We start from the raw sequence: 11,701 nt of genomic DNA on the forward strand, positions 1-11,701 counted from the left end.
ATTATGATGTATATGGATTTATATCCATAATAAATTCATAAATATATGATTGATAAAAATAAACCAATAGTGCCAGAGAAAATAATGCATAAACCACTTTAAAATTATACTGTTTTGTTATTATAATGCGACCAGAAAGCACCATTATAATTGCAAAGTATGGTATAATAAAATATGATGGAAAAGCTACATAAGAATTGATATGCTTCGGGATTAATGGATTTTCAGGTTTAGAGATAAGTCCGAAAAGTGGTTGAAGATTTTTAACAAACATTATAACCGAATACATGAAGGTTACAAACGTTATCAACTTTAAAATATAATAATTTTTAAAACTGAAACTTGTAGTCATTATGTAGAGATTCCTCCCAGCACAGGAATTTATTATTTGAAGAAAGAATCGACAAACTCATATTTATTGAAGACTTGTAAATCTTCGATACCTTCTCCAACTCCGATATACTTTACTGGAATTTTGAATTGATCACTAATCCCAATAACAACTCCACCTTTAGCTGTACCGTCTAATTTAGTTACTGCTAAAGACGTCACTTCTGTTGCAGCAGTAAATTGTTTAGCTTGTTCAAAAGCGTTCTGTCCTGTCGAACCATCTAACACTAAAAGCACATCGTGAGGTGCATCACCAACCACCTTTTGCATGACACGTTTTACTTTAGTCAGCTCGTTCATTAAGTTGATTTTGTTGTGTAAACGACCAGCAGTATCAATAATAATCACATCTGCATCTTGATTTACACCAGATTGAAGTGCATCAAATGCAACACTTGCAGGATCAGATCCCATTTCTTGTCGTATCATAGGCACATCAACACGATCAGCCCAAACCTGAAGTTGATCGATAGCTGCTGCTCTAAACGTATCTGCAGCACCAAGCACAACTTTTAAGCCTTTCTTTTTAAACTGATAAGCCAGCTTACCAATAGTTGTCGTTTTTCCAACACCATTAACACCAACAACCATTAATACATAAGGTGTTTTGGAACCATCTGCTTGCTCTGGCAGTTGCGGAATCACATAATCTGTATCTTCTCCTGAATTGGTTTCAGATAACAAACCAGCAATTTCATCTCGTAATATCTGATTTAGCTCTGAGGCACCTAAATATTTATCTTTTGCTACGCGTTCTTCGATACGCTCAATAACCTTTAATGTTGTATTGACACCGACATCACTACTGACTAAAATTTCCTCAAGATTATCTAAGACATCATCATCAACCTTAGATTTACCAGCAACCGCTTTATTTAATTTTGAGAAAAATGAAGTTTTCGATTTCTCTAAGCCTTTATCTAAGGTTTCTTTTTTTTCTGAAGAAAATATTTTTTTAAAAAAACTCATAGTATTGTTTAGTTGTTTGTTGTTCATAAAGGATGTGATTCCTCTAAATTACAAGGCAAATTCCTTGCCTTAAAATTACACTGCTAAAATGGCAGTAAAACACTCAAATATAGCCATAAAAAAACTGCTTTCAAATATGAAAGCAGTTCGTATTTAGATCAATGTTGACTAAATTATTTTTTGTCTAAAAAATCATTGACAAACTCTGGTGCCATTACTGACTCAACAAACATGTAAGCGCCTGTTTTTGGAGACTTTACCATTTTGATCGCTTTTGTAAGTCTTTTAGATCCTGTTTGTAATGATGCTACTGATTTCTTTGCCATGACTTAATTATTTAATTTCTTTATGAACTGTCATACGCTTTAAGATAGGATTAAATTTCTTAATCTCCATTCTGTCTGGCGTATTCTTTTTATTTTTCGTTGTAATGTAACGAGAAGTTCCTGGTTGCCCAGACTCTTTATGCTCTGTACATTCTAATATTACCTGTATTCTATTTCCTTTTTTTGCCATTTTGGGTGACTTTAAGCAGTTACGCTATTATTTTAAAAATCCTTTAGATTTAGCTTCTTTCAATGCAGCAGAAATACCAATTTTATTGATAGTCTTTAATGCTGAAGTAGACACCTTTAAGGTAACCCACTTATCTTCTTCAGGAATAAAGAAACGCTTCTTGATTAAGTTAGCGTTAAATTTACGCTTCGTTTTGTTCATAGCGTGAGAAACATTGTTTCCAACCATCGCTTTCTTTCCTGTAAGTTCACAAACTCTTGACATTTCTTTCTAACTTTTAATTATCTTTCTGTAAAACAGGGTGCAAATTTAGTAAATCTTTATAATATCAACAAACTAATAGTGCTACTTTTTTAAAATTTCTTTTTGTAGCATTTCAAAAGCTTTATTTGCTGCTTTATTAATCACTTTAACGCGATGATTTCCAAAGCTAAATTGTTCAGAATACACTTCGCTTTTTGTAGCTATAGCAATACATACAACACCTAAATCTTCATCTGTATCGTCTTTCGTAGGGCCAGCATTTCCTGTTGTAGCAATGGCATAATCTGTCTTCATAATTTGTAAAACATTTTTGGCCATGGCCTCAGCAACCTGTGTGCTCACAACTGAATATTTATCAATAATATCTTCAGAAACTTTAAGAACATTAACCTTTATATCCTTCGTGTAACTCACAATACTCCCTTTAAAATATTTAGATGCACCTGCATTTGCAGTAAATCGTTCAGCAATTAAACCTCCTGTACAACTCTCGGCTGTTGCGACTGTTTTACCTATTTCAGTTAAATACTTGCCTATTACTGCCTCAATGGATAAATCTTCTTCAAAACCTGCAAATATATCTTCTATTTGTGGCAACAATACATCGGTTTGCTTTTGCATTTCGGCTACAATAAGGTCTTTATTATTACCTTTAGCAGACAAACGTAAACGCACACGACCTAAACTGGGCAAGTACGCTAATTTGATAAACTCTGGCAACTCATTTTCAAAAGCTTCAATGCGTTCGGCTAGAGAGCTTTCCCCTAAGCCATAGGTCAAAAATGTTTTGTGTTCAATGTAAGGGAACTTAAAACGGGTTCTTAATTTCGGAATGACTTCCTCTGTAATTAAGGCTTTCATTTCGTATGGGACACCTGGCAAGGACACAAATACAGTATTATTTTTTTCAAGCCACATACCTGGTGCGCTTCCGTATTTATTCATTAACACCTCGGCTTTTGAGGGCACTAAAGCCTGATCTAGATTGACCTGCATTACAGGCTTTTTAACATATACGTTCCAGAGATGTTCTATATTTTTTCTAACGGAAAGATTTTCAGTTAGTGAATCGTCAAAATAATCTGTAATTGTTTTTTTGGTAATATCATCTTTAGTAGGCCCTAAACCACCTGTTAAAATAACAAGATCGGCATTAGCTTCAGCTTCTGAGAGTGCTTTTAGAATGTGCAACCTGTCGTCTTGTACGGAAGTAATTTGATAGACTGAAACACCGATTTTATTGAGTTGCTTAGCTATAAATGCGGAATTGGTATCCACAATTTGACCAATGAGAATTTCATCACCAATGGTAATTATTTCTGCTTGCATTATATATTAAAGTCTTCTTTGAGTTCTGCCGTTGCATTTTCAACAGCTGTAAGCACGAGTTCTAATTCTTTAGTACAATCTTCTCCAGTTTTTTCAAATTTTCCCCAATCCTGTACTACGATTAGGTCCTGAAGCACACCTAATTCGAAAAGATCTACAGTAGGTTTCATTTTATGAGCAGCCTGATAGGCATTGTAGTAATCTTGTTCTGCCACTGCTTTTTTGAGACGTTCAGCATCAACAGGTACTTCTTCTAAAAATGCGGCCGCTAATGCTGCTATAAAGTCTTCGTCATTATCAGCTAATTCACGTACTCTGTATAATTTGTAATGTTGTTCCATTTATTTTACTGTTATTGAAAACAATTGTTTGTCTTCTATAAATCCGGTTAGTTTGTCATTAGCAATAACTCTGCCAACTCCTGCAGGAGTTCCCGTAAATATAATATCTCCAATCTTTAAAGTAAAATATTTTGACACATATTCGATGATTTCGTCAATTTTGTACAACATTAAACTGGTATTACCCTCTTGTACAATTGCTTGGTTTTTTTGCAAACTGAAATTAATGTTATTAAGATCTTTAAAATCTTGTTTTGGAAGCCATTCACCAATAACAGCTGCACCATCAAAGGCTTTTGCTTTTTCCCATGGCAGCCCTTTTTCTTTCAATTTTGATTGCAAATCACGAGCGGTAAAATCGATTCCTAAACCAATTTCACTGTAATATTTGTGTGCAAATTTTTTTGCAATATGCTTTCCAACCTTATTGATCTTAACCAATACTTCAACTTCATGATGTACATCTTCGGAAAAATCTGGAATAAAAAACGGTTGTTTTTTTAATAAAATAGACGTATCTGGTTTTAGAAAAACTACAGGATCTGTTGGCTTTTCATTTTCAAGTTCTTTAATGTGATCTGTATAGTTTCGACCAATGCAAATCAATTTCATACTGTAGACTAGTTAGACGTGTTAGACTATTTAGATTTAAAGCAATTTATTATTGAAAGCTCTCAATTTAATAGCAGTAAGTACTTTCTTCGTATAAAGTGGAAAGTCTGCGTTAAGCAACCAGCCGAAATAACCTGGTTCATTTTCTAGTACTTCTGTAACCAGTTTACCTTTATGCTTTCCGAATGAGAAACACTCCTCACCTTCTTTAGTGTACGCTATAAATCCTGCGAAATCTGCAAACTTTTTACGCGAACTGAATTCTGCCAAAAAATTAGCATCATTTTCTAATTCTTCGTATTTATCCAATTGCGCTTTTAAAACTTCATAAGTCGCTAGAGTATCGGCTTCAGCACTATGTGCATCATCCAAATTTTTATCGCAATAAAATTTATAAGCAGCACTTAATGTACGTTGTTCCATTTTATGAAAAATAGTTTGCACATCGATGGATTGTCTGTTTTTCATATCAAAATCAACCTCAGCACGCAGCATTTCTTCAGCTAATAAAGGAATATCAAAACGGTTAGAATTGAAACCTCCCAAATCTGAATCTTTAATGATGTTGTGCACCTCTTTAGCAATCTCTTTAAACGTAGGTTTATCTGCTACATCAGCATCTGAAATTCCATGAACTTGCGTCACAACATAAGGAATTGGAATGGTTGGATTTACACGTTGTGTGTAGTTTTCTTCCTTTCCGTTAGGATGGACTTTTAAGATTGAAATTTCGACAATTCGGTCGTTTGTGATATTTATTCCTGTAGTTTCTAAATCGAAAAAACAGATAGGTTTAGTCAGGTTCAGTTGCATTCAAATATATTTTGGATAAAGATAAATAGAATATGTGAAAAAGCGGATTTTGAGTCTTATAAACATTTACATCAACTTTATTCTTTTGACAAAAAAAGCACAATTTTAAAATTGCGCTTTTCTATATATTAATGAGATTCCTGTCTTCACCGGAATTTTAAATTTCTCTATTTGGATCCCAAGCCTCTAAGTAATCTTTTACAGCCTTAACAAATTGTCCGCCAAGCGCTCCATTGACCACACGATGATCATAAGAATGTGACATAAACATTCGGTAACGAATTCCGATAAAATCACCTTCAGGCGTTTCAACGACTGCTGGCACTTTCCTGATGGCTCCAAGTGCTAAAATACCAACTTGAGGTTGATTTATAATTGGCGTTCCCATAATACTTCCGAAGGTACCTACATTAGTTACTGTGTATGTTCCTCCTTGAATATCATCTGGTTTTAATTTATTTTCTCTTGCTCTATTTGCCAAATCATTTACCTTTTTGGTCATACCAACGAGGTTTAGCTGATCTGCATCTTTAATGACTGGAACAATTAAATTCCCATCACCTAAAGCAGCTGCCATTCCTAAATTAATATGCTTTTTCTTGATAATGCTATCTCCTTGAACCGAAATATTCATCATTGGAAAATCGCGCAAAGCTTTGGCTACTGCTTCCATAAATATTGGAGTAAACGTCAGGTTTTCACCTTCTCGTTTAAAGAATTCATCTTTAACTTTTTTACGCCAGTTCCAGATTTTGGTGACATCGGCTTCAATAAAACTTTGCACGTGTGCCGAAGTTTGAACTGACTCGACCATGTGATGTGCAATTAATTTACCCATTCTGGTCATTTCTATAATTTCATCGTCACCATTTGCCACAACAGGTGTTGGAGCTGGTTTAGATTCTGGAACTTTCACTTCTGGAGCAGTTTCTGGAGCTTTTTCCGTATTAGAAGGTGCTGCCTGAGGTTGAGAACTTTTATTTTCTATGTAAGACAACATATCATTTTTAGTGACACGCCCTTCTTTTCCTGTGCCTTCAATGCTATCTAATTCGGCTTGAGAAATCCCTTCCTGCTTCGCCATATTTTTAACTAATGGCGAATAAAAACGCTCTCCTGAATTCACTATAGGTGAAGCTGTTTCTTTTGCAGCAACTACTGTTTTCGTGACTTCTGCAACAGCAGGCGATTCTTGAACGGCTTCCTTTACAGGTTCTGATTTAGGAGCTTCAGCTGAAGCATTACCTTCACCAGCAATTTCAATTATAGCTATAGTTTGACCAACCTGAACGACATCATCAACATCGAATAGTTTTTCGATTAAAACACCATCAACTTCACTAGGTACTTCACTATCTACTTTATCTGTTGCAATTTCTAAAACTGCTTCATCTGCTTCGATAGTATCACCTACTTCTTTTAACCAAGATGTTATTGTTGCCTCAGCAACACTCTCTCCCATTTTAGGAAGCTTTAATTCAAATTTTGCCATATCTGTAATCTAGCGTCAATTATTCATTTAACGATTGCAAAATTAACGAAAAATCAATACAATCGTTGCGATTTTTTCAATTAATTCTAACTAAGTTGTATAACAGCTCCTCTTGTTTTAGAGCTATTACTTCCGATGATAAAGTTAGAATTTTTTGGTAGAATTTTGAAGGTCGCACTACAATTTTTAGGTGTATCGGACAGTATTTCGATAATTGACTTAAAACTGAGATAATTATTGTCTAAAATATATTCGGTGTTATCTTCGTAGGTATCTATTTGTTGACGACACGCTAATTTTTGTTGTAATACGTTTTCAAGTAAAGGATTAGGTTGAGAACCTACAAGTATATATTGTTTCGGATTTACATGAACTTTTTCTGAAGGCTTTAAAAAGGAAGCTCCCAATTTAATTCCAATCCAAACTAAGGCATCAAAAACCACATTAGATTTAAAGTGTTTATTATAAAAAATCTGCATGGCACCATAAAACCGATTCGCATAGGCTTGATCTTTAAGTGTGCTTTCACCTTTGAAATGAATTATAGCAACTTTGCCATTATATGTATTGTTGTATTCTGCTTGTTCAACCTTATACGATAGATCGATATCTTCGCCATACATAAAGTAATCTTCATCAAAGCCTTGCACCTGATTATAGATGTCTCGTTTCATAAGCATAAATGCACCAACAAAAACCGAAGCATTTCCTATACTTTTTTCGTTTAAATCAGACGTATAATATGATTTAGAAAAACCTAGCATTTTTTTTATAGCAATCAGTGGTCGTGGCACATTTCGCTTACTTTCCGGCAGAAATCGACCTTGACCATCAATAAGCCTACAACCTAAAATTCCAAGATTTGACTGTTGATCTGCAAATTGAAGTAAATCTTCAAACGTGTTCTCTGCAACAACTGTATCTGGATTTAAAATACAAACATACTCACCTATAGCTTCTGCTACTGCAATATTGTTTCCTTTTGAAAATCCGAAATTATCTTTATTCTCAATAAGCTTTACCTTTGGAAACATAGTCTTAACCATAAGACAGCTATCATCTGAAGACTGATTATCAACAACTATAATTTCGGCATCAATATGAACCAGTGACGCTTCAACACTTTTTAGACACAACTCCAAAAAATAGCGAACATTGTAGTTTAATATGACAACCGATAGTTTCAAATTTGATTACGATTTTAGAGACGCTTCAAAAGGAATTCGATTAATGATACTTCTTCCCAACGTAATTTCATCGGTATATTCCAATTCGTTTCCTACTGAAATTCCTCTGGAAATCGTTGATGTAATAACCTCAAAATCCTGAATTTGTTTATAAATGTAAAAGTTGGTAGTATCGCCTTCCATCGTTGAGCCCAAAGCAAAAATAAGCTCCTTAACATAACCTTGCTTCACTTTATCAACTAACGATTTGATGTTAAGTTCATTTGGACCAATCCCATCCATCGGTGAAATTTTTCCACCTAAAACGTGATACAAGCCACGAAATGAACTTGTATTTTCAATAGCCATGACATCTCTAATATCTTCAACAACACAAATGGTGTCCTTTAAGCGATGTGGATTGGCGCAGATTTCACAAAGGTCTGTGTCACTAATATTATGACAACTTTCACAAAACTTAATTTCACTTCTCATTGAGTTTAAAGCTTGAGTCAGATTTAAGGTTTGAGATTCGGGTTGACGTAATAAATGAAGAACTAAACGCAATGCTGTTCGTTTACCAACTCCTGGCAACTGAGACATTTCGTTGACCGCATTTTCAAGTAGTTTTGAAGAGAATTCCATAGCTGCGAAATTACAATATAATATGACGCTAAAAAAACCACTTCCGAATAGAAAGTGGCTTTATTGTTTTGTTTAAATCAAGACTACTCAATGACAAGTTTTTTCGTAACCACACCATTTATTGTGTTAATGGATACAAAATAAAGTCCTGAATTGTAATGAGATGTGTCTATTTTTAATGTATTCAGTAAACTTTGACCTCTAGTATAATACATCATTTTACCCAATGAATTATAAACTTTAATGGTTACTTGCTCACCTTTATCCCAAGCGAGACTCACTTGATTTTTTGCTGGATTAGGATACATTGAGATGGTGTTTAATTCAAAATCTTCAACACTTAGCGTATCATCAAAAAGATCCGATCTCCACAGTCCACGACCATAAGTTGCCGCATAAATCTTATTATCTGCAGTATTGATTTCAATTTCACTAATGATAACGTTAGGTAAATTATTACTAAACGGCTGCCATTCGGAAAAGGTATTATTAATGTAAAACACACCGTAATTCATTCCGAGGTATAATCCATCATTATCAGTATGATCCCAAACCAATGCACGAGCACTAAAATTTGGCAAATTAAATCTGTAGGGCGTCCACGAATTACCTCCATTCGTTGAGACATAAACTTTATCTGCACCTGTAGTTGCAATAGCTATTTTATCTGGATCGGTTGGATGAATTGCAATTGAATTAATGGAACCAGAAAATCCGGTCAATTGACTCCAAGTACCAATAACTCCACCCGATGATGTTTTATATAAACTATTGCCAATAGCAGCGTACATAGTTACACTATCTGGACCAATTTTTAAGTGATTTAAATTTCCTCCAAAGTTTTGTGAGATAGACACCCAAGTATTTCCACTGTCTGTTGATTTATAAACCTCATCATAACCCGTATAGATAACATTTGTTAAATTCGGATCTTGTTCGAAGGGTGTGATCCAATTACCAGATTTACCTTCTGGTGTCACTATACCACTAGAGTTATTTCCTTCAGTAATGGACCTGTAAAGGGATCCAAATTGTGATGTTCCGTAAATAATATTACTATTATTTTTGTCCACAAAAGTTTCCATGCCATCTGCACCAAGCCAATCTCTCCACAGACCATCTGAACCTAATACCGAAGTTCCATTATCTTGTGAGCCACCAGAGACTATTACAGGATTCGTTTGACTTATTCCTATTCTGTAAAACTGTCTAATAGCAAGTCCAGGTGTTAAGTCTCTATAATAAGAACTAGTTACATTTAAAGGATTATCTGCAACGAAAATTCCACCATCACTACCAATATATAGTTTGTAGCCGTCGGTATCATTTCCAACGTATTCCATAATATCGATATCTGCATGACAGTAACCAATGTTTTCGAATGCTGCATTTTGAGGAATCCATTGGGAGGTGATACTAAAATTGTTACCTCCATCAATAGAACGCCAAGACAAAACACCCGCAATATGAACATCTAATGCATTTTGAGGATTAACTACAATATCCATATCTCTCGGAGCTTGTCCTGCAGTATCATTTGCAGTTGAGCTATACCCAAAGTAATTTTTTCCTGTATGGTCTAATTGTGTAAATGTATTTCCGCTATCTGTTGATTTATGAAAACCAGCAAAAACACCTCCTGAAGCTTCAAGAACATAAACAACATCAGGATCATCAGGTGATACACCAATCATTTTTGGTCCGCTGGAAAATGAATTTGACAAATTTTCAAAGCCATCTTCAAAAATGGTTCCTAATAAAGGGTCTTCAATTGAAATATCATCAAGTGTTAGACCTCGACCGTAATTAGCAGTACCTTCAAAAGCTATATAATATTCTGAACTTGTATTAGGTAAATTTAACGTAATATCGTTCCAAGACGCTGATTCTAATGTATAGCTATCAAGCTGAGTCCAACTCCCTCCAGCCGAAGATTTATACAGAACTCTTAAAGTATCTAAATCTCCTTCCCAATTAACATTCGTAAAGGAAAAGTTCAATACAGGATTAGTTGCATCTGCGAGATTCAAAGCTGGAGTCACAAGGTTTGTCACAGGCGATGAAAAGTTACTCACATAACATAATGCCATTCCATTGCCAGTTCTAGGAGCTACAGTGTTATTTTGATTAGAACCTGAAGTGGTCCAGTTATTTGTACCAGAAACATACTCTTGAGTCCACTGCGTTAGTGCCTCTGGAGCTGAAAATGTCACACCACCATCGGTAGAAATGAAATAGTCGTTACCAGTTGCATAAATCACATTCGTATTACCTGGTTTAAACTCTATATCGTAGCCATTTGTTGCACGACTATTGACAATCGTCCAATTTAAGCCTGCATCAGTAGATTTATAAATTCCTCCACCTTCAACTGTGCAATACATTTTATTAATATCGACTGGATCAATAAGTATTTTATTAACTGTACCATTTCCAGTATCTGAGTAAAAATTCCAGGTTATTCCAGAATCTGTTGATCTAAATATTGTACCTCCACTTGAACCCCAAAAATAAATCGATGGGTTTGTTGGGCTCATAGCCAGAGCACTTACCGTTAGTGTTGATAGATTATCTGTAAGGACTGTCCAAGATGAACCTCCATCTAGTGATCTCCATACACCACCTGTATCTGCACCAGCAATTATATGATCTGGGTTAGCAGGTTCGATAGCCACAGAGGTTACGCGACCAACCCCTGGATTCCATCCAGATGTCTGGTTCCAATAATCTGGACCTAAAGGTTGCCATGCACCAACCGCAGTTCTTGCTTCACCGTAATTTTGATTAACGTAACTGTTGTAACTTGCTAATTCGTTGAAATAAAATTCTGGAGTTGGAAGCATCCCATTCTCATCCATATCTTGTAACGCCTGATATTCCCAACGTTTGTATGGTTTGTATCCTTTCCCACGTTCGGTACCAACCTCTGCAAAATAGGCTTCAGCACTTTGTTGAATTTCTTGTACTGTATAGGTTCCTTTAGCTATCATTTGTCTGTATTCTTGAGACCAAGAAACCATTGCTGATACTAAAAACACAATAAGTAGATAGTAATTTTTCATTTTTAGAGGATTTAGGTAAACTAAAATAACACCCTTACAATCTGTATTGAAGAAAACAAGTTTGTTTATAATAAATTACTTAATATTGTTTGCGATTTTTTT

Annotated in this window: 13 protein-coding genes; all 13 read right to left on the bottom strand. The window is 35.0% G+C overall.

All coding sequences use genetic code 11. The features are described from left to right. Window position 1: 1 nt before the first annotated feature. A complete protein-coding gene (locus TD18_RS09480; RefSeq protein WP_040251675.1) occupies window positions 2–274 on the bottom strand; it encodes a hypothetical protein in 273 nt (90 codons plus the stop codon). A gap of 110 nt (window positions 275–384) precedes the next feature. Then, window positions 385–1,359, bottom strand: a complete 975-nt coding sequence (ftsY, locus tag TD18_RS09485; protein ID WP_040252008.1) for a signal recognition particle-docking protein FtsY — start codon at window positions 1,357–1,359, stop codon at window positions 385–387. A gap of 173 nt (window positions 1,360–1,532) precedes the next feature. Beyond that, the gene (locus TD18_RS17030) at window positions 1,533–1,685 is read right to left on the bottom strand and encodes a DUF4295 domain-containing protein (protein ID WP_076616978.1); all 153 of its coding nucleotides are present in this window, start codon (window positions 1,683–1,685) and stop codon (window positions 1,533–1,535) included. 7 nt (window positions 1,686–1,692) lie between these two features. Next, window positions 1,693–1,875: a 50S ribosomal protein L33 gene (gene rpmG, locus TD18_RS09490; protein ID WP_007648529.1), complete on the bottom strand. Its 183-nt coding sequence runs from the start codon at window positions 1,873–1,875 to the stop codon at window positions 1,693–1,695. Window positions 1,876–1,902: 27 nt separating this feature from the next. Then, window positions 1,903–2,139 (bottom strand): 50S ribosomal protein L28, encoded by a 237-nt coding sequence (gene rpmB / locus TD18_RS09495; RefSeq protein ID WP_040251681.1) that lies wholly within the window; start codon window positions 2,137–2,139, stop codon window positions 1,903–1,905. Window positions 2,140–2,220: 81 nt separating this feature from the next. Continuing rightward, on the bottom strand, window positions 2,221–3,468 hold the full coding sequence (locus tag TD18_RS09500; protein WP_040251682.1) for a CinA family nicotinamide mononucleotide deamidase-related protein: 1,248 nt from the start codon (window positions 3,466–3,468) through the stop codon (window positions 2,221–2,223). Beyond that, on the bottom strand, window positions 3,468–3,809 hold the full coding sequence (locus TD18_RS09505; protein WP_040251685.1) for a hypothetical protein: 342 nt from the start codon (window positions 3,807–3,809) through the stop codon (window positions 3,468–3,470). The genes TD18_RS09500 and TD18_RS09505 overlap by 1 nt, the downstream gene beginning before the upstream one ends. Further along, window positions 3,810–4,421, bottom strand: coding sequence for a fumarylacetoacetate hydrolase family protein (locus TD18_RS09510; protein WP_040251687.1), 612 nt, complete (start codon window positions 4,419–4,421; stop codon window positions 3,810–3,812). Window positions 4,422–4,457: 36 nt separating this feature from the next. After that, window positions 4,458–5,234 (bottom strand): 3'-5' exonuclease, encoded by a 777-nt coding sequence (locus TD18_RS09515; RefSeq protein ID WP_040251689.1) that lies wholly within the window; start codon window positions 5,232–5,234, stop codon window positions 4,458–4,460. 157 nt (window positions 5,235–5,391) lie between these two features. Then, the gene (locus TD18_RS09520) at window positions 5,392–6,726 is read right to left on the bottom strand and encodes a dihydrolipoamide acetyltransferase family protein (RefSeq protein WP_040251691.1); all 1,335 of its coding nucleotides are present in this window, start codon (window positions 6,724–6,726) and stop codon (window positions 5,392–5,394) included. An 86-nt stretch (window positions 6,727–6,812) separates the two neighbouring features. Then, on the bottom strand, window positions 6,813–7,913 hold the full coding sequence (locus TD18_RS09525; protein WP_040251693.1) for a glycosyltransferase family 2 protein: 1,101 nt from the start codon (window positions 7,911–7,913) through the stop codon (window positions 6,813–6,815). Window positions 7,914–7,919: 6 nt separating this feature from the next. Next, window positions 7,920–8,537, bottom strand: coding sequence for a recombination mediator RecR (gene recR / locus TD18_RS09530; RefSeq protein ID WP_040251696.1), 618 nt, complete (start codon window positions 8,535–8,537; stop codon window positions 7,920–7,922). Between the two features lie 83 nt (window positions 8,538–8,620). Next, window positions 8,621–11,599, bottom strand: a complete 2,979-nt coding sequence (locus TD18_RS09535) for a VPS10 domain-containing protein (RefSeq protein ID WP_040251699.1) — start codon at window positions 11,597–11,599, stop codon at window positions 8,621–8,623. Window positions 11,600–11,701 lie beyond the last annotated feature (102 nt).

The organism is Psychroserpens mesophilus (assembly GCF_000826645.1).
Lineage (GTDB): Bacteria > Bacteroidota > Bacteroidia > Flavobacteriales > Flavobacteriaceae > Psychroserpens > Psychroserpens mesophilus.

What these genes read in the sequence shown, in the direction of transcription:
- TD18_RS09535 (WP_040251699.1), bottom strand. Translation starts at nt 11,599, where the DNA reads ATGAAAAATTACTATCTACTTATTGTGTTTTTAGTATCAGCAATGGTT.
- TD18_RS09480 (WP_040251675.1), bottom strand. Translation starts at nt 274, where the DNA reads ATGTTTGTTAAAAATCTTCAACCACTTTTCGGACTTATCTCTAAACCT.
- rpmG (WP_007648529.1), bottom strand. Translation starts at nt 1,875, where the DNA reads ATGGCAAAAAAAGGAAATAGAATACAGGTAATATTAGAATGTACAGAG.
- recR (WP_040251696.1), bottom strand. Translation starts at nt 8,537, where the DNA reads ATGGAATTCTCTTCAAAACTACTTGAAAATGCGGTCAACGAAATGTCT.
- TD18_RS09500 (WP_040251682.1), bottom strand. Translation starts at nt 3,468, where the DNA reads ATGCAAGCAGAAATAATTACCATTGGTGATGAAATTCTCATTGGTCAA.
- TD18_RS17030 (WP_076616978.1), bottom strand. Translation starts at nt 1,685, where the DNA reads ATGGCAAAGAAATCAGTAGCATCATTACAAACAGGATCTAAAAGACTT.
- TD18_RS09510 (WP_040251687.1), bottom strand. Translation starts at nt 4,421, where the DNA reads ATGAAATTGATTTGCATTGGTCGAAACTATACAGATCACATTAAAGAA.
- rpmB (WP_040251681.1), bottom strand. Translation starts at nt 2,139, where the DNA reads ATGTCAAGAGTTTGTGAACTTACAGGAAAGAAAGCGATGGTTGGAAAC.
- TD18_RS09520 (WP_040251691.1), bottom strand. Translation starts at nt 6,726, where the DNA reads ATGGCAAAATTTGAATTAAAGCTTCCTAAAATGGGAGAGAGTGTTGCT.
- TD18_RS09515 (WP_040251689.1), bottom strand. Translation starts at nt 5,234, where the DNA reads ATGCAACTGAACCTGACTAAACCTATCTGTTTTTTCGATTTAGAAACT.
- TD18_RS09505 (WP_040251685.1), bottom strand. Translation starts at nt 3,809, where the DNA reads ATGGAACAACATTACAAATTATACAGAGTACGTGAATTAGCTGATAAT.
- ftsY (WP_040252008.1), bottom strand. Translation starts at nt 1,359, where the DNA reads ATGAGTTTTTTTAAAAAAATATTTTCTTCAGAAAAAAAAGAAACCTTA.